Source organism: Streptomyces sp. MNU89 (assembly GCF_020982505.1).
GTDB classification, from domain to species: domain Bacteria; phylum Actinomycetota; class Actinomycetes; order Streptomycetales; family Streptomycetaceae; genus Streptomyces; species Streptomyces xinghaiensis.
In genome coordinates this window covers 4,220,448-4,237,234 of record NZ_JAJKLL010000001.1, presented here as the reverse complement: position 1 = coordinate 4,237,234, position 16,787 = coordinate 4,220,448, and the positions used below count along the sequence as shown (strand labels likewise).

Sequence of the window (16,787 nt, the reverse complement as noted above, 5' to 3'; positions counted from 1 at the left end):
GCTTTCCCGCCGTCGTGGCGGGCTGTCGGTGGTGACGGTCGTGGCGGGTGGTGGCGTGGCGGGCTCGGTTCTCTCCTCTCGACGGCTGCCGGTCGGTGGATTCTGAACACGGAGCATGCAACGTTGACGCCGAGGTGTGTGCCGTCGTCGGCGCCGAGGCGCGCAGGTGGCCCCTGTCAGGTGTTGCCCACTCGGTGGCGCGGAGGGCTCTCGGTGTTGGGCATGGGTGTGGGCCCCTCCGCGCGGTGGCGGAGGGGCTGGTGCCGGTGGCTGCGGCCTGCTCGGCGGCGGCCGGGGCCGGGGTGGTGCTAGGTGGTGTGGGTGTGGGGTGGGTTGGTGTAGGTGTGGCCGGTCGGTGCCGTCCAGCGGACCTCGCCGGTGTCGGGGTCGCGCTGCACCTGCCATCGGGTGCGGTGTTTCAGGAGGTGGTGGCGTCGGCACAGCGGCATCAGATTGTCCGGCTCGGTCACCCCGCCCGCTGTCGGGTCTTGGTGGTTGAACGGTTCGATGTGGTCCAAGTCGCAGCGGTGGGCGGGCATCTGGCAGGAGGGGAAGGTGCAGGTCATGTCGCGGGCGATGACGTGGCGCTGGGTTTCGGCGGTGGGGTGGTAGGTGGTGGGGTCGGTCTTGATCAGCAGGCCGGTCTTCGGGTGGGTGATCAGACGCCGCCAGATCGTGCCGGGGGCGAAGGCCACCTCCCGTGCCGCGGTGGCACTGACCGGCCCGTACCCCTTGAGGTGTGCGGGCTCCTCATCCGCCCCGATCAACGTGTCGAGAGCGACCGTCACCTGCACCACCGCCGCCGAGCGGCCGCCGGGGGTTGCGTCTCCGGCGGGGCGGTTGACGACCAGGTCGAACAGGGCGTCCACGCGCTTCTGATTGAGGGTGCGCCCGTCGTCGGTGAAGGTGGCGGCGTGGGCGTCGACGGCAGCGTCGAGCTGCGCGGCTTGTGGAGTGGGGAGGAAGGCGGTCCAGGTGGCCATGCCGTCCTCGGCGGCCCGGTGCCAGATCGTACGGTCCTCCCTGCGCCTGCGGTGGCGCTGCTCGACCCCCTGCGGATCCGCCTTCAGCACCGCCCAGTTCAAGGAGCGCCGGGTCTGGCCGACGGACTGGCCCGGCATCTTCGCCACGACCAGGGCCTCCACCACACCCGCGGCCTCGGGGTCGAGGGTGCCGGTGACCTCCGCCACCGCCTTCGCCTGCAGATAGCAGATCTCCCCCCGCTCCAACAGCCCCACCGTGGTGGGGAAACGCCCCTCCAGGGCCGTGGCGACCGCCAGACGGTCCGCGGCCGTGTTCCCCGACAGCTTCAACGCACAGGCCACATCCTCACAGGCGAAGTTCCAGTCATAGTCCACCCACCCGACCTCATTCGGCGTCGCATCCAAAGCATCCGCCTCGATATCCGCCAGCAGACCAACCTGCTGCGCCTGGATCCACGCCACATGCCGCTCCCAGGCCTTCAAAGCATCGATCCGCCCAGATGTGGAGAGCTGCTCGCGCTCCAGCAGAGCAAGCATCGCCGCCGTCTGCGGACCCGGGGTGGCCGACGCCAGATGCGCGGCCCACTCATCCGCCGTCACCGGCTGTCCCGGCGCGCCGGTGGTTTCGGTCTCGTCGTGGTCGAGCAGCGTGGCCTGCATCATGTCCCCCCGTCCGGATTCGCACGTGTGAACTCCCGCCCTCACGGAGCGAGTTCGTACCCCCTATTTTCCGTCACGGACGGTGATGAATCCAGGTCCAGAGCGTGGAACCACCCGAACGAGTGATCGAAAGCGGACCCCGGAACTCCACCCATGGCCCACACCGAACACCAACAACGCCACCCGACCACGACCACTGCCACCAACAGCCCGCCACCACGCAGCAGAGGGCCGGAGACCCGAGCCCACAACGCTTCCGCGAAGCCCTAAACCAAGCGGCAGCCGACACTCCCGCAGCAGCCACGACAGCCGGACACCACCGCCACCACCGACAGCCCGCCACGACGAACGGGAAAGCCGAAGAACTCAGGCGCGCGTGTGCTTCCGCGCACCCCCACCGGCACCAGCCACGCCATCGCTTTTCGAACCGACCCCGGGCGCGCACGGCACCGGATAGACGACCGACCACCGGCCCACCCCCAGCACGGATGCCGTAACACCCGCCAAGACGACAACGGGAATACCGCGACGCACCCGCCACCACCACCGCGCCGCCCACCCGGCGCCGTAAGCCTCACCACCCACCACCCGTACGCGTCCACCGGCAGCACACCGACGCGGCCCCGCGTGCCCGCGCCGTCACGGTCACTCGGAGGCGTCGATCCCGTCCAGCAGTGCGGCGCGACCACCCGAGGTGAGCCAGCCTGCGACCCAGGGGAGCCCCGGTACGGGCCTCTTCGTCTCGTCGCACCCGAGTCCGTCGTCCGCAGACCGGGAGGCCGGCCTGGCCGCTCAGCCATGTGCCGCTGCACGGCCAACGGGACCGGCAGCGCCGTCATCTGCAGTTCGGTCGTCGCTCCGACCTTCCAGCCGTCCCCTGATCTGCCTGCTGTGCGTCCGCCCCGCCCACCCGCTGACCCCGTCCGCTCCGCCCGCTCCGTCTGCCGCCCACACCCTTTCCTCCGCCGCCTCCGCCGCCTCCGCCGCCTCCGCCGCCCGCACCTCTCGCATCTCTTGTGCGTTCTGCACCTCTTGCGTCCCGTCGGCGTCCGGTCCGTCGGTTGTGGGCAAGCCGAGTTCGAACCACACCGTCTTGCCGATACCGCACGGCCGGCGGTGAGCGCCCCACCAGTCGGCGAGCGCATTCACCAGAGCCAGTCCACGGCCCGACTCGTCGGCTTCAGTCGCCAATCGGAGACGCGGCATCTCATCGCCCGCGTCCGACACCTCGACGCGCAGGGCGGGCCCGTCCGCCACGCAGCGGATGCTGATCTGGCGGCCGGGGGACGTCCGTGCGTGTCGGTAGGCGTTGGTCACCAGTTCGCTGAGCAGGAGGGCCGCCGTCTCCACGGTCTCGTCCGGGAGTTGCCAGGAGCGTGCCTGCTCGCGCAGCAGCGTCCGGGCGCGGCTCACGCTGCGCGCGTGGCGCGGCAGGCGCCATTCGATGTCGCGGGGCAGCTTGCCAGGGTTGAGGTCCACAGGCGTGCCGACCGGTCGGGAATCGCCCGTGAGGGGAGTATTTGCGCTGTTCACGCTGCCAGCGTGCTGATGCGCTCCTAGCCTCGCCAAGGAGCGGAACGGGTACGGAGCGTAGCCGTACCCCGCGAGCACCGGGCTCCAGGAGCGCTGACCGGGGACCGGGAACCGAGCACTGAGGAGGCGGGGCGCAGTGACCACGGAGAACCCGCAGCCGCCGATGGCATGGCGGTACTGCGGCAACCAGATCAAGCTATGGCGGACCCAAGCGGGCGTCAGCCGTGAGCAGTTAGGCAAGGAGGCGTGCTACGAGTACGACTCGGTCAAGTCGATGGAGCAGGGCCGCCGGAAGCCCACCCTCCGGCTGCTCCAGGTCGCTGACGAGATGTGCGGGGCGCACGGGCTGTTGCTCGCGGCGCAGGACTATCTCAAGCCGGAGAAGTACCCGGCTCGCACTCAGGACTTCATGGCGGCCGAGGAGGCGGCCGTCGCGCTGCACTCGTACGCGCCCCTGCTCATCCCCGGTCTGTTGCAGACCGAGGCATACGTCCGGGCGCTGATCGGCAGTCACTGCCCGCCGCTGGACGACGAGACGGTCGATGAGCGGGTGGCCGCCCGCCTTCAGCGCCAGGAGAAGCTGACACGCAAGCCGCCTGTGCTCTTCAGCTTTGTGATCTACGAGGCGGCGCTGCGGAGCATGGTCGGCGGACCGGAGGTCATGAGGCCGCAGCTCCGCCACCTGGTGACGACCGGCGAGTTGCGCAACGTCTCCGTCCAGGTACTCCGTGCCGGGCCCGGCTCCGTCACCGGGCTCAGCGGTCCGTACGTCCTTCTGGAGACCTCGGAGCACGAGCAGTACGCCTATGTGGAGGGACAGGAGACGGGGGCTCTGTACACCGATCCCGGCAAGCTCAGCGCACTCGTCCAGCGCCATGGAATGATCCGGATGCAGGCCCTCGGCACGGAGGAGTCGGCTCGGTTCATCGAGAAGGTGGCGGAGGAACTATGAGTGCGCGGCTCGCGTGGTTCAAGTCCAGCTACAGCGACAGCGAAGGCGGCGACTGCGTCGAAGTGGCCCTCTCCTGGCGGAAGTCGAGCCACAGCGATTCCGGAGGCGGCGCCTGCGTCGAGATAGCCGACTGCCCCGGCGCCGTCCACGTCCGTGACTCCAAGGACCGGTCCGGTCCGCAGCTCGTCCTCGCGCCCGCCGCGTGGGCGGCCTTCGTCGCCCACGCGGCGCGGCAGCCCGTGGCGTAGCGGCCGGTCGGCCCTCCTCTTCCGGGCCTGGCCGCCGTCCCGACGGCCCTCCGAACGGTCCCTCAGCCGTCCGCCGGAGCGGCCTTCGGCTCCGGCCCGTTCTCCAGCCCTTCCGCCAGCACCTCCGCCAAGTGGCGCGCCCGGCGGCCCGTGAGTTGGTCGAGCTGGGTGCGGCAGGAAAAGCCGTCGGCGAGGACTTCGGCGTCCGGGGCGGCGTCGCGTACGGAGGGCAGGAGCTGTTCCTCCGCGCAGGCGACCGAGACGTCGTAATGCCCGCGTTCGAAGCCGAAGTTGCCGGCGAGGCCGCAGCAGCCGCCGGACAGGTCGCCCGTCAGCCCGGCCCGCTCCCGCAGTTTGCGCTCGGCGGCGTCGCCCAGGACGGCGTGCTGGTGGCAGTGGGTCTGGCCGACGGCAGGGCGGTCCAGGCGCGGGGGCTGCCAGTCGGGGGCGTACTGGTCGAGTGCCTGGGCGAAGGTGGTCACCGCCTCCGCCAGCTGCGCCGCACGCGGGTCGTCGGACAGCAGTTCGGGCAGGTCGGTCTGGAGCGCGGCGGTACAACTCGGTTCCAGACCGACCACTGGCAGGCCCGCCTCCAGGGCGGGCGCCATGACGTCCAGGGTGCGCCGCATGACCTTGCGTGCGCCGTCCAGTTGCCCGGTGGACACCCATGTCAGCCCGCAGCACACCCGCTTGGGCGGGACGACGACCCGCAGGCCCGCAGCCTCCAGTACGGCCACCGCCGAGCGGCCGACGGAGGGCGAGAGGTGGTTGGTGAAGGTGTCCGGCCAGAGCACGACCGTGCGGCGGCGGTCGGGGTCCGTACCGGCACGGCCGGAGCCGGTGGGGCGGGGCGGTCCGGCGGAAGCTGGGCTCACCTCCGTCTCGGCTCCGGTCTCGACTCCGGTCTCCGCTCCAGTCTCGGCTCCGGTCTCCGCTCCAGTCTCGGCTCCGGTCTCGACTCCGGTCTCCGCTCCAGTCTCGGCTCCGGTCTCGACTCCGGTCTCCGCTCCAGTCTCGGCTCCGGTCTCGACTCCGGTCTCCGCTCCGGTCGCCGTCGCCTTCTCCCTCTTTCCCTCCGTCTCCGATGCCGCCCCCGCGTCCGCGTCCGCATCCGCCGCCCGGCGGCGCCACCAGCGCCGGAACGTCTCCCGGGCCAGCTGCGGCAGTTCCCGTTCCGGCGCGATGCCGCCCAGCCGCTTCACCGCCGACGCCAGCGGTGCCACCCGCGCCAGCCGGTTGGCCAGGGGCGCCAGCACCGGTGCCACCGGCGCCGTCGCGCGCAGCCAGAGCGGCAGCCGCCCCATCGCGTAATGGGCGGCCGGCCGCAGACGGCCCGCGTAGTGGTGGTGGAGGAACTCGGCCTTGTACGTGGCCATGTCGACGTTGACCGGGCAGTCGCTGCGGCAGCCCTTGCAGGACAGGCACAGGTCCAGCGCCTCCCGCACCTCCTCCGAGCGCCAGCCGTCCGTGACGATGCCGCCCGGCCCGTCCGCCGCCCCCGCCAGCATCTCGTGGAGCAGCCGGGCCCGGCCGCGGGTCGAGTGCTGCTCCTCGCCGGTGGCGCGGAAGGACGGGCACATGACGGCGGCCCCGGAGGCCGCCGTGTTCCGGCACTTGGCGACGCCCACGCATCGGCGCACGGCCGCCGTGAAGTCCCCGCCGTCGTGCGGGTAGCCGAAGGCCACGTCCACGGGTTTCCCGGGGAGCACGGCGAAGCGGAGGTTCTCGTCGAGGCGGTGGGGGCGGACGAGCATGCCCGGGTTGAGACCGCTCGCCGGGTCCCACAGGTCCTTGAACTCCGCGAAGGCGGAAACCAGTTCGTCTCCGTACATCCGCGGCAGCAGTTCGGCCCGCGCCTGCCCGTCGCCGTGTTCGCCGGAGAGGGAGCCGCCGTGCTCGACGACCAGGTCGGCGAGGTCGGTGGAGAAGCTCCGGAAGCGGGTGATGCCGGGGCCGGTGAGCAGATCGAAGTCGATCCGGACGTGGATGCAGCCGTCGCCGAAGTGCCCGTACGGGGTGCCGCGCAGGCCGTGTTCGGTCAGGAGAGCGCGAAAGTCGCGCAGGTAGGGGCCGAGGCGCGCGGGCGGTACGGCGCAGTCCTCCCACCCGGGCCAGGCCTCGCTGCCGTCGGGCATCCGGGTGGCGGTGCCGGAGGCGTCCTCGCGGATCCGCCACAGGGCTCGCCGGTGGGAGGGGTCGGTGACGACGACGCTGTCCGTGGTGCCGTCGGCCGCGGCTCGGCACAGCCGCTCCGCGCGGGCCCGCGCCTCCTGCGGCCCGGAGCCACCCGTCTCGACGAAGAGCCAGGCCGCGCCCCGGGGCAGGGAGGCGGCGGCCGGGGCGGGTACGAGGTCGGAGGCCATGCCCTCGACGGTCAGCGGCCCGTACGGGAGGAGGGTGTGGGCTGCCTCGGCGGCGGCGCTCTCATCCGCGTAGCCGAGTACGGCCAGCGCGCGGGCGGCGGGGGCCTCGACGAGCCGTACGGCGGCCCGGGTGAGGACGCCGAGGGTGCCCTCGCTGCCGGTGAAGGCACGGGCCCAGTCGGTGCCGTTCTCGGGGAGCAGGGCGTCCAGCGCGTAGCCGGAGATGCGCCGGGGCAGGCCGGCGGGGAATCCGGTGCGCAGCAGGGCGCGGCGGCGTGCGACGAGGTCTTCGGCTCCCTCACGCAGGGCGGTCGGGAGCGCTGTTCCGCCGGGGCGGGCGGCGCCGTCCGGTCCGAAGCCCGGAACCGGGCGGGGGGCGCCGTCGCCGCCCCGGGTGCCGTCGCCGCCTCTGCGCTCTCTGCCGCCTCTGCCGCCTCCGCCATCCCCGTAGCCGGCGGAATCTCCGTCCCCGGCCGCCAGGTGGGCATGCTCGCCGCCGTACGTCAGGACGTCCAGGGCGCGGACGTTGTCGGCGGTGGTGCCCCAGGCGACGGAGTGCGCGCCGCAGGAGTTGTTGCCGATCATGCCGCCGATGGTGCAGCGGCTGTGCGTGGACGGATCGGGGCCGAAGGTCAGCCCGTGGGCAGCGGCCGCCGTGCGGAGGCTGTCGCAGATGGCTCCGGGCTCGACGACTGCCGTGCGGGTCTCCGGGTCGAGGGAGACGATCCGGTTCAGGTGGCGGGTGAAGTCGAGGACGACGCCGGTGCCCGTGGCCTGGCCCGCGATCGACGTGCCGCCGCCCCGGGGTACGACCGGCACTCCGTGGTCGCGGCAGACGGCGAGCACCGCGGCCACGTCGTCGGCGTCGCGCGGGGCGACGACGCCGAGGGGCACGCGCCGGTAGTTGGAGGCGTCCATGGTCACCAGGGCCCGGCTCGCGGTGTCGAACTCCACGTCTCCGCCGACGGCCCGGCGCAGGTCCCGCGCGAGCCCGGACACATCCGGGCGCGCCGCCCCGGGCCGGGCCGGGCGGGATCGGGACGCGGGGACGGGGTGCGCGGGGCCGGGCCGTGCCGGGTCGTGATCAGCCATGAGTCCAGACTGCCCGCCGACGGGCTCCGGGCACACCAGGCGGCGGCACGCGGCCGGTCGGCGCGGCCTGATGCGGTGCAGTGCAGTGCGCGGTGCGGTGCGGTGCGGCACGGCGCGGTGGCGGAGACGTGCCCCCGGTGCTGACGGAACGCCGGGCCGCCGACCGCCGACCGCCGGCTGCCGGCTGCCGGCTGCCGGCTGCCGGGCCGCCGACGCGAGCTGCCGGCCCGTGGGTTGCCGAACGGCCGGGCCCGGCGTTCGTGCCCAGCACTCGTGCCCCCGGGCCCCCGAGCCCGCCGGGCCTGCCGCGCCCGCCTGTCGACCCTGCCGCCTCGACGGCGACGCTCCCCCCGGGCGGCCCGCCCAGTCCCACGTCGGGACGAGATCGCTGTCTCATCCGGTGGACGAATGCCCCCCGCCTGCACATCCAAGGATTAGGCTGCGGCCGTGGCTGATATCCAGATCCCCGCTGACATCAAGCCCGCCGACGGTCGATTCGGCTCGGGCCCCTCCAAGGTGCGTACGGAGGCGCTCAGCGCGCTGGCCGCCACCGGCAGCTCCCTGCTCGGCACCTCCCATCGCCAGCCCCCGGTGAAGAACCTGGTCGGCAGGGTGCGCGACGGCGTCCGCACACTGTTCTCGCTGCCCGAGGGGTACGAGGTCGTCCTCGGCAACGGCGGCACCACCGCCTTCTGGGACATCGCGACCCACGGCCTCATCGACCGCAAGTCCCAGCACCTCTCCTTCGGTGAGTTCTCCTCGAAGTTCGCCAAGGCAGCGAAGCTCGCGCCCTGGCTGGAGGAGCCCACCGTCATCACCGCCGACCCCGGTTCCCACCCGGAGCCCACCGCCGAGGCCGGTGTCGACGTCTACGCGTTCACGCACAACGAGACCTCCACCGGTGTCGCCACGCCCATCCACCGGGTGCAGGGTGCCGACGAGGGCTCGCTGGTGCTGGTGGACGCGACCTCCGGCGCGGGCGGTCTTCCCGTCACCATCACCGAGACGGACGTCTACTACTTCGCCCCGCAGAAGTGCTTCGCGGCGGACGGCGGTCTGTGGATCGCCGCGTTCTCCCCGGCCGCCCTGGAGCGTGCCGCCCGGGTGCACGCCTCCGGCCGGCACGTCCCGGAGTTCTTCTCGCTGCCGACCGCGATCGACAACTCGCTGAAGAACCAGACGTACAACACCCCGGCGCTCGCCACCCTCTTCCTCCTCGCCGACCAGCTCGACTGGATCAACGGCCAGGGCGGTCTGGAGTGGGCCGTGCGGCGGACCGCGGACTCCTCCTCCCGGCTGTACGGCTGGGCGGAGAAGGCGGAGTACGCCACCCCGTTCGTCACCGACCCCGCCAAGCGGTCCCAGGTCGTCGGCACGATCGACTTCAACGAGAGCATCGACGCGGCCGCGGTCGCCAAGGTGCTGCGCGCCAACGGCATCGTGGACACCGAGCCGTACCGCAAGCTGGGCCGCAACCAGCTGCGGGTGGCGATGTTCCCGGCCGTGGAGCCGGCGGATGTCGAGGCGCTGACGCAGTGCGTGGACTACGTCATCGAGCGGCTCTGACGGAGCCGCGGAGTTGAGTTGAGATGGTCCGGTCGTGATCACGTCGACCGGCGAGAGCGGGCCCCGGCTGCGACAGCCGGGGCCCGCTCCGTTCAGCGGCTGTCAGCGGCTGAGCCGCTGGTAGCGGCGTACCGCCAGGGGCAGGAAGACGGCCGTGACGATCAGCGGCCACACCACGGCCATGAGCAGCGCGTGCTGTTCGATCCAACTGCCGCCTGAGGGCACCGGATTGCCGAACAGCTCCCGGATGGCGTTGGCCGTGGACGAGACCGGGTTCCACATCGCGACGGCGCCGAGCCAGTCCGGCATCATCGACGGCGGGGTGAAGACGCTGGAGATCATCCCGAAGGGGAAGGCCAGCGCGAAAAGGTTGCCCGCCGCCTCCTGGTTGGGGACGAGCAGTCCGAGGAACACCCCGATCCAGATCAGCGCGAAGCGCAGCAGGATCAGCAGCCCGAAGGCGGCGAGGGTGGCCGGGAGGCTGCCGTCGGAGCGCCAGCCGACGGCGAGGGCGATCAGCGCCAGCACCACGAGGTCCAGGCAGGCGCCGATGACGTCGGAGACGCCGCGCCCGCTGACCACCGCCGAGGGGGCCATGGGCATGGACCGGAAGCGGTCCATGACGCCCTTTTCCTTGTTGATGGCGACCATCATCGCGGTGTTCATGAAGCCGAAGGCCATGGTCATGGCGAACATGCCGGGGAGTGCGTAGTCCTTGTAGTCGTCCGCGCCGACGTCCATGGCGCTGCCGAAGACATAGACGAAGAGCAGGACGGAGACGATCGGGAAGCCCAGCTGCCAGGCGATGTTGGCGGGTTGGCGCGCCAGGTGGGTGAGTTCGTTGCGGACGATGACGAGGCAGTCGGCGACCGCCCAGTGGATCCTGCGCTCGGGGACTGCGAGGTCCGCCGCGAAGCCCGCCGCGGGGGGCGGCGCGGACGGACCGGTGGCGGTCGTACTCGTGCCTGTACTCGTGCCTGTACTCGTGCCCGCAGTCGTGCCTGCGCTCGTGCCCGTGGTTGTACCCGTGGTCGTGGCCATGCCCGTCCGCCCTCCGGCTTCCGTTCCGCCCGTGTCCGGGCTCCCGCCCGTGCTGCCCGTGCTGCCCGTGCTGCCCGTGCTGCCCGAACTCCTGTCGGTGTGTGCGTTCATGCGGCCCGGCCTGCTTCCCGGGTCCGCCCGGCCGGTCCGGCGTCCCCGGAGCCGTCCTCCGCCCGCCGTCCCGTGATGCGCAGGAAGACCTCGTCCAGGGTCGGCCGCCGGAGCCCGATGTCCTCGACCGGGATCTTCTCGTCCTGGAGGGTCCGCACGACCTCGGTGAGGGCGGCCACGCGGTCGGTCACCGGCGCCGCGACCCGCCGGGCCTCGGGATCGCTGTCCGGCTCGGCGCCCGTGACCCGGGCGACGACCCGGAGCGCGGCCGGGAGGTCCGCGGCCTCCTGGACGACCACCTCGATCCGGTCGCCGCCGATCTGCTGTTTGAGAGCGGCGGGGGTGTCGTCGGCGATAGTGCGCCCCCGTTCGATGACGGCGATGCGGTCGGCGAGCTTGTCGGCCTCGTCCAGGTACTGGGTGGTGAGCAGCACGGTGGTACCGCCCGCGACCAGGGAACGCACCGCTTCCCACACCTCGTTGCGGCCGCGCGGGTCGAGGCCGGTGGTGGGCTCGTCGAGGAACAGCACCTGCGGGGCGAGGATCATGCTCGTCGCCAGGTCGAGCCGGCGGCGCATACCGCCGCTGAACTCCTTGACGCCCTTGTCGGCGGCGTCGGTCAGGGCGAACTGCTCCAGCAGTTCCGCGGCCCGGCGCTCCGCCGCCTTCTTGCCGAGGTGGAAGAGGCGGCCGAACATCACCAGGTTCTGACGGGCGGTGGTGATCTCGTCCACCGCCGCGTACTGGCCGGTGAGGCCGATCCGGCGGCGGACCTCGCGGGGGCGGCCCGCCACGTCGATCCCGGCGACCTCGGCCCGCCCGCCGTCGAGGCGCACCAGCGTGGAGAGGATGCGGACGACGGTGGTCTTGCCGGCGCCGTTGGGCCCGAGGAGGCCGTGGACGGTGCCGCGCGCGACCGTGAGGTCGAATCCGTCCAGGGCGCGCTTCTCGCCGTAGCGCTTCTCCAGCCCCTCGGCGAGGACGGCGTGCGGCCCGGGGCTCACAGGCGGGTGCGCGGACGGGTTCACGGATGGCGTCACGGACGGGGTCGCGGATGGGATCTCGGACGGCCTTGCGGCCGGGCCCGCGGTCGGGCTCGCCGACGGATCTCCTGCCGGGTTCACGGATGGTTTCACGGACGGTTTCACGGGCGAACTCCCCCTTGGCGAAGCCGGATTCACGCCGGAAGCGAACAGAACTGGGTACGGTGTATGCATATCAGGGTACACCGTACTCAGTAGCGCGTACAGCGCATGCGAAGGCCACGGACCGGGCCACGGCACGGCGGCTACGATGGCGGGGAGATGACGACCGAACACAGCGGTAGCGGAGACCTCAGCCGCAGCCTGGAGCTGCTCTGGGGACGCGAAGAGCGCCGGACCCGCGGACCGAAGCCCGCCCTGACCCTGGACCGGATCGTCACGGCCGCCGTCGCCGTCGCGGACGCAGAAGGGCTGGCCGCGGTCTCCATGCGGCGGATCGCGGGCGAACTGGGCGTCGGTGCCATGTCCCTCTACCGCTACGTCCCGGGCAAGGCCGAGCTGCTGGACCTGATGCTCGACAAGGTCAACGGCTTCGACCGCGAGGAGGCGGAGGACCCGGCCCTGCTCGGCTGGCGGGGCACCCTCGAACGGGTGGCCCGCGGCATCTGGGAGCTCTACGGCCGTCACCCCTGGCTGGTCCACGTCGACCAGGCGCGCCCCCTGCTCGGCCCGGGGGCGCTCGCCGGTCTGGAGTACGCCCTGGAGGGCCTCGACGGGCTGCCGCTGGCCGACCCGGAGCGGATCAGTCTGCTCGTCGTCGTCGACGGCTACGTCACGGGCACCGCGCGCAGCCGGGTCAACGCCGACCTGGCCGAACAGCGCACCGGCATCAGCGACGAGGAGTTCTGGACGGCGCAGGCGCCCATCCTGGAACGGGTGATGGCGACCGGTGCCTATCCGAAGCTGGCCGCGCTCGGCATGGACGCGTTCAGCACGCCGTGGGAAGAGGTGTTCGAGTTCGGGCTGCGGCAACTCCTGGACGGCATGGAGACGTTCATCGAACGCCGGCGGCGGGAGCGGGAAGGCGCCGGAGGCGGCGCCGGGAGCGGGAGCGAGCAGCCCGGCGGCAGCGGTGACGACAGCCGCGCGGACGGCGGCGGGCCTCGGTAACGGCAGCACCGGCCGGCTGCCGGGCGGGATGCGCCCCGGTGGCAGCTGCGCCGGTCAGGGGGCCGCGGCACCCGGCAGCCGACACTCGCGGTCAGCCGCGGCGGAACGCCTTCCGTGCGCCCGTCAGCAGCACGGCGACGGCCGCGAGAGCCAGTCCACCGATGACCAGGTTGCGGTCCACCCCGGACCCGGACTCCCCGTCCGCGCCCTTCCCGTCGCCGTCCGCGGTTCCCTGGCCGTCGGGCTTCCCGCCGTCCGAATCCGCGTCGGCGTCCGCCTTCGCCACCGATTCGGGCAGCAGTTCGCCCTTCAGCTCCACCTTGGTGACGGAGCTCCGCAGGCCCTCCGAGCCGAACATCAGGGCCCGGCCGTCCGGAGTGAACGTCACCGACTCCCCCTGCCGCTGCACCGGCACGCCGGGGCTCATGGAGAGCTTGACGGGCTTGCCGTCCTGCCAGCGGTACGCGCTCCCGCCGAAGTAGCCGCGCACCACCAGCCGGGTCCCGTCCGGGGAGAAGGCCGCGTCGGTGGCCCACTCACCGATGTCGGCGATCCGCCGGAAGGTGTTGACGCCGGACGCGGACGGCTCGGCCGGCCCCTCGTACAGCCCGCCGCCCTCCTTGTGCTTGCTGACGAGGTACATGCGGCCGGTCCTGGGATGCACCATCAGCGACTCGGCGTCCCGGGGGCCGCCGTCGTAACGGACGGTGAAGCGGGTCGGGGTGACGGTGGTGTCCCGCAGCTTCTCCGGCTCCTTGAAACGGTAGACCCACACCTCGGGCCAGCTGCCGCCCATGTTGTCGCCGATGTCGCCGACGTGGACCGTGCCGCCCGGGCCGATGGAGATGCCCTCCAGGTCGCGGGGCTCGATCCCGGCGAGCGTGACGGTGGCCACCGTGCGCCCGGTCGCGCTGTCGACGGCGTAGACGTAGGGGCCGTCCTCGCTGTCGTTGTGCGTCCAGTAGACGCCCGGGTGGGCGCGGCTCGCGGCCAGGCCGCTGGACTCCGTGATCCGCTCGTCCTCGATGCGGAAGGAGTCCGGGGCGCCGGCCCGCGCCGTGCCGGGAGCCGCCAGGGGTGCCGCCGCCACCGGTACGGCTCCGAGCCCGGCGAGAGCGGTCACGGCGAGGCCCGCGACGGCGCGTGCGCGTCGGAGCCCGACACGGACGGTCCCGGGGCCGGGACGGACGGGCCCGGGACGGCGGGAGAGCCGTGCGGCCCGGGCGGCCGTCCGGAGGAGCGGCTGAGGCGAACGACGAGGCATGGGGCCAGCCTGCCATCCCCCGCGGGTGGGCAGCGTCACGTCGCGGGGCAATGGCCGGTTCCGCGATGATGTCCGGATGCGCATTCTTTTCGTCGGCGATTCCATGACCATCGGGAGCGCCGGCGAGCACACCTGGCGCTACCACATGTGGCAGCACCTCAACCGGAGTTTCGGCGGCCCGTACCGCATCGTCGGACCGCGCACCGCGCTCTACGACCAGCGGGCCGGGGCGCCCGTCTCCCAGGACTACGCCGACCCGGGCTTCCCTGAGCACGCCCGCGCCCACCTCGCCGGCTGGGGCGAGGGCTGGCTGCAGATGGCGCCGCTGATCCGGGAGACGGTGGCCGCGCACCGGGCGGGCGTACTGCTGGTCTCCCTCGGCCTGATCGACCTCGGCTTCTACACCAACGCGGAGCAGACCGCCGGGAACGTCCGGCGGTTCGTCGCGGAGGCGCGGGCGGCCAACCCGTCCGTACGGATGCTGGTCATGCCCGTGCTGCCCAACGTGCGGGCGGCGGACGACCCCGCGTTCGGCGCCGAGGTACGGCGCTTCAACGCCCTCCTCGCCGAGGCGGTGGCCGAGCTCGACAGCCCCGGTTCCCCGATCGTCCTCGCCGAGCCGCCCGCCGACTGGGATCTGCACCGGGACACCTACGACGGCACCCACCCCAGCGCCCGCGGCGAGCACCGCATGGCGGCGGCCTTCGCGGACGCGCTGTACGAGGAGTGGGGCCTCGGCGCCCCGTACGAGGCGCGGCTCGCGGCGCACTGAGCCCGGGCGGGCGCGGGCCCTGGCCCGGACCGGGCGCGGCGGGGCACGGACGGGGTGCGGCGGGCCGAGTGCCGTCCTTGCTTCGAGCGCACTCCAAGGCGTTGGCTGGTGGTCATGGAGTACACGCAACTCGGACGCACCGGACTCAAGGTCAGCCGCCTGGTTCTCGGCACGATGAACTTCGGCCCCACCACCGACGAGGCCGAGAGCCACGCGATCATGGACGCCGCTCTCGACGCGGGCATCAACTTCTTCGACACGGCCAACGTCTACGGCTGGGGCGAGAACAAGGGCCGCACCGAGGAGATCCTCGGCAGCTGGTTCGCCAAGGGCGGCGACCGCCGCGACAAGGTCGTCCTCGCCACCAAGGTCTACGGCAACATGGGGCTCGACGGTCCCGCCTGGCCGAACCACGACAAGCTCTCGGCCCTCAACATCCGCCGGTCCGTGGACGCCAGCCTCAAGCGGCTCGGCACCGACCACATCGACCTCTACCAGTTCCACCACGTCGACCGGGACACCCCGTGGGACGAGATCTGGCAGGCGATGGACGTCCTCGTCCGGCAGGGCAAGATCCTCTACGTGGGGTCGAGCAACTTCGCGGGCTGGAACATCGCCCAGGCCAACGAGACCGCCGCGCGCCAGGGCCGCCTCGGGCTGGTCAGCGAGCAGTGCCTGTACAACCTCTGCGAGCGCCGCGCCGAGATGGAGGTCGTCCCGGCCGCCCGGGAGTACGGCCTCGGGGTCATCGCCTGGTCGCCGCTCCACGGCGGGCTGCTCGGCGGCGCGATCCGCAAGGAGCAGGAGGGCGGCAACCGCCGCGCCGCCTCCGGCCGGGCCGCCGACGCGCTCAAGGACCCGCGGCAGCGCGAACAGATCCAGCGGTACGAGGACCTGCTCGACAAGCACGGCCTGGAGCCGGGCGAGGTGGCGCTGGCCTGGCTGCTCACCCGCCCCGGCGTGACCGGCCCGATCGTCGGCCCGCGCACGGCCGACCAGCTGGCCTCGGCGGTGCGGGCCGCGGAACTGACGCTCACCGACGAGGTGCTCGCCTCACTGGACGAGATCTTCCCGGGCCCGGGCCCGTCGCCGGAGGCGTTCGCCTGGTGACGTCTCCGGACCGCGCCGGAACCAGCCGGTGGCGGCCGTGACGTCCGTGGCGGCCGTGCCCGCTCAGCGCAGCACGGCCGCCACGGCGACGACGACGAGCATCAGCACCAGCGTGCCGCTGACGATCAGGGTTCTGGTCCTGGGGTCCATTCCCCGAGGTTAGCCCTGCTCTTCCGGGGCGCCGGGGGCGGGCTCCGGTACCGCGCCGGGGCCGGCGGCGGGTCCCCCGGGTGCGGTCTCCCGGTCCGGCCGCGGCCCGGCCTCCGCCCGGCCCAGCGGCCAGAGGGCCACCGTCTCGTAGTGCGGCTGGGCGCCCGGCATGCCGGGGGCGGGCGGATGGCTGCGGATCAGCGCCAGTTCGGAGACGGTCCAGGGGCTGCTCACGAACCCCGTCAGCGCCTCGACGTACGGGCGCAGGTCCACGTCCCGGCCGCCGCCGGCATCGCGGTCGTCGCCGCGGTGGCCGCCGTCGTCGCCGTCGCCGCCCCGGCCGCCACGCCCGCTACGGCGGCCACGGGCGTTGCCGCGGGCCAGCGTCAGGTGCGGGGTGAAGCCCGGGTGCTCGTCCTTCATGGGGATGCCCGCCCGGCGGCCGGCGGCGACGGCCGTGGCGGCGAGCCGCGCCATCGCCCGGACGTCCCCGGTGGCCCCGGCCCACAGGGTCCGGTGCCCGAAGCGGCCGCCTCCGGCCAGGCTCAGTTCGTGGGCGCTGTGCCGGTGGGCGGCGCGGGCGAGCCGCTGGTGCAGATCCGGCAGCGGTTCCTCGGCCACCTCGCCGTAGAAGGCGAGGGTGAAATGCCAGCCGTGCCGCCGGGTCCAGCGCAGCCGGTCGGCACCCGGCAGTTCCCGGAGCCCGGCCACGACCTCGGCGAGCTCACCGGCCACCGGCATCGGCGGGACCACGGCGGCGAAGAGTCTCATGGGACCAGTGTCGCCCCG

Annotated in this window: 14 protein-coding genes; 7 read left to right on the top strand and 7 right to left on the bottom strand. The window is 72.9% G+C overall.

Annotated features, from left to right (window positions below):
• Positions 1 to 308 precede the first annotated feature (308 nt).
• Positions 309 to 1,646 carry an HNH endonuclease signature motif containing protein gene (locus tag E4N63_RS18250; RefSeq protein ID WP_230241181.1) on the bottom strand — a complete coding sequence of 446 codons (1,338 nt, stop codon included), beginning with the start codon at positions 1,644 to 1,646 and terminating at the stop codon, positions 309 to 311.
• Between the two features lie 789 nt (positions 1,647 to 2,435).
• The gene (locus tag E4N63_RS18245) at positions 2,436 to 3,176 is read right to left on the bottom strand and encodes an ATP-binding protein (RefSeq protein WP_230241180.1); all 741 of its coding nucleotides are present in this window, start codon (positions 3,174 to 3,176) and stop codon (positions 2,436 to 2,438) included.
• Positions 3,177 to 3,339: 163 nt separating this feature from the next.
• On the opposite strand from E4N63_RS18245, the gene E4N63_RS18240 reads away from it, so the two are divergent.
• Both E4N63_RS18240 and E4N63_RS18235 read left to right on the top strand, forming a co-directional pair.
• Positions 3,340 to 4,128: a helix-turn-helix transcriptional regulator gene (locus E4N63_RS18240; RefSeq protein ID WP_230242545.1), complete on the top strand. Its 789-nt coding sequence runs from the start codon at positions 3,340 to 3,342 to the stop codon at positions 4,126 to 4,128.
• Entirely contained in the window at positions 4,125 to 4,376 is a 252-nt protein-coding gene (locus tag E4N63_RS18235; RefSeq protein ID WP_230241179.1) for a DUF397 domain-containing protein, read from the top strand. The genes E4N63_RS18240 and E4N63_RS18235 overlap by 4 nt, the downstream gene beginning before the upstream one ends.
• Positions 4,377 to 4,438: 62 nt before the next feature.
• Here E4N63_RS18235 and E4N63_RS18230 read toward each other — a convergent pair whose 3' ends face one another.
• Complete coding sequence (locus E4N63_RS18230; RefSeq protein WP_374112795.1) at positions 4,439 to 7,831, bottom strand: FAD-binding and (Fe-S)-binding domain-containing protein; 3,393 nt, start codon at positions 7,829 to 7,831, stop codon at positions 4,439 to 4,441.
• Between the two features lie 447 nt (positions 7,832 to 8,278).
• Here E4N63_RS18230 and serC point away from each other — a divergent pair, with 447 nt between their 5' ends.
• On the top strand, positions 8,279 to 9,397 hold the full coding sequence (gene serC, locus E4N63_RS18225; RefSeq protein ID WP_230241178.1) for a phosphoserine transaminase: 1,119 nt from the start codon (positions 8,279 to 8,281) through the stop codon (positions 9,395 to 9,397).
• A 102-nt stretch (positions 9,398 to 9,499) separates the two neighbouring features.
• Here the strand turns inward: serC and E4N63_RS18220 are convergent, their stop codons facing one another.
• Positions 9,500 to 10,438 carry an ABC transporter permease gene (locus tag E4N63_RS18220; protein ID WP_230241177.1) on the bottom strand — a complete coding sequence of 313 codons (939 nt, stop codon included), beginning with the start codon at positions 10,436 to 10,438 and terminating at the stop codon, positions 9,500 to 9,502.
• A 107-nt stretch (positions 10,439 to 10,545) separates the two neighbouring features.
• Positions 10,546 to 11,553 (bottom strand): ATP-binding cassette domain-containing protein, encoded by a 1,008-nt coding sequence (locus E4N63_RS18215; protein WP_125625530.1) that lies wholly within the window; start codon positions 11,551 to 11,553, stop codon positions 10,546 to 10,548.
• Positions 11,554 to 11,853: 300 nt separating this feature from the next.
• Between E4N63_RS18215 and E4N63_RS18210 the strand changes: the two genes are divergently transcribed.
• On the top strand, positions 11,854 to 12,702 hold the full coding sequence (locus E4N63_RS18210; RefSeq protein WP_230241176.1) for a TetR/AcrR family transcriptional regulator: 849 nt from the start codon (positions 11,854 to 11,856) through the stop codon (positions 12,700 to 12,702).
• A 91-nt stretch (positions 12,703 to 12,793) separates the two neighbouring features.
• Here the strand turns inward: E4N63_RS18210 and E4N63_RS18205 are convergent, their stop codons facing one another.
• On the bottom strand, positions 12,794 to 13,825 hold the full coding sequence (locus tag E4N63_RS18205; protein ID WP_228429482.1) for a hypothetical protein: 1,032 nt from the start codon (positions 13,823 to 13,825) through the stop codon (positions 12,794 to 12,796).
• 217 nt (positions 13,826 to 14,042) lie between these two features.
• Between E4N63_RS18205 and E4N63_RS18200 the strand changes: the two genes are divergently transcribed.
• The 3 genes from E4N63_RS18200 to E4N63_RS30665 all read left to right on the top strand — a co-directional run bounded on the left by E4N63_RS18200 (position 14,043) and on the right by E4N63_RS30665 (position 16,011).
• Positions 14,043 to 14,738 (top strand): SGNH/GDSL hydrolase family protein, encoded by a 696-nt coding sequence (locus E4N63_RS18200; protein WP_125625524.1) that lies wholly within the window; start codon positions 14,043 to 14,045, stop codon positions 14,736 to 14,738.
• A gap of 114 nt (positions 14,739 to 14,852) precedes the next feature.
• Positions 14,853 to 15,848 carry an aldo/keto reductase gene (locus E4N63_RS18195; protein WP_125625523.1) on the top strand — a complete coding sequence of 332 codons (996 nt, stop codon included), beginning with the start codon at positions 14,853 to 14,855 and terminating at the stop codon, positions 15,846 to 15,848.
• Positions 15,849 to 15,885: 37 nt separating this feature from the next.
• Positions 15,886 to 16,011, top strand: coding sequence for a hypothetical protein (locus E4N63_RS30665; protein WP_268271021.1), 126 nt, complete (start codon positions 15,886 to 15,888; stop codon positions 16,009 to 16,011).
• On the opposite strand, the gene thpR is transcribed toward E4N63_RS30665, so the two are convergent.
• Positions 16,008 to 16,769, bottom strand: a complete 762-nt coding sequence (thpR, locus tag E4N63_RS18190) for an RNA 2',3'-cyclic phosphodiesterase (protein ID WP_374112794.1) — start codon at positions 16,767 to 16,769, stop codon at positions 16,008 to 16,010. The two genes, E4N63_RS30665 and thpR, sit on opposite strands and share 4 nt — an antisense overlap.
• Positions 16,770 to 16,787: the final 18 nt, after the last annotated feature.

Excerpts from the sequence above, each read along its gene's own strand:
- E4N63_RS18250 (WP_230241181.1), bottom strand. The coding sequence starts at position 1,646 with ATGATGCAGGCCACGCTGCTCGACCACGACGAGACCGAAACCACCGGC.
- thpR (WP_374112794.1), bottom strand. The coding sequence starts at position 16,769 with ATGAGACTCTTCGCCGCCGTGGTCCCGCCGATGCCGGTGGCCGGTGAG.
- E4N63_RS18200 (WP_125625524.1), top strand. The coding sequence starts at position 14,043 with ATGCGCATTCTTTTCGTCGGCGATTCCATGACCATCGGGAGCGCCGGC.
- E4N63_RS18235 (WP_230241179.1), top strand. The coding sequence starts at position 4,125 with ATGAGTGCGCGGCTCGCGTGGTTCAAGTCCAGCTACAGCGACAGCGAA.
- E4N63_RS18220 (WP_230241177.1), bottom strand. The coding sequence starts at position 10,438 with ATGGCCACGACCACGGGTACAACCACGGGCACGAGCGCAGGCACGACT.
- E4N63_RS18230 (WP_374112795.1), bottom strand. The coding sequence starts at position 7,831 with ATGGCTGATCACGACCCGGCACGGCCCGGCCCCGCGCACCCCGTCCCC.
- E4N63_RS18240 (WP_230242545.1), top strand. The coding sequence starts at position 3,340 with ATGGCATGGCGGTACTGCGGCAACCAGATCAAGCTATGGCGGACCCAA.
- E4N63_RS18195 (WP_125625523.1), top strand. The coding sequence starts at position 14,853 with ATGGAGTACACGCAACTCGGACGCACCGGACTCAAGGTCAGCCGCCTG.
- E4N63_RS18210 (WP_230241176.1), top strand. The coding sequence starts at position 11,854 with ATGACGACCGAACACAGCGGTAGCGGAGACCTCAGCCGCAGCCTGGAG.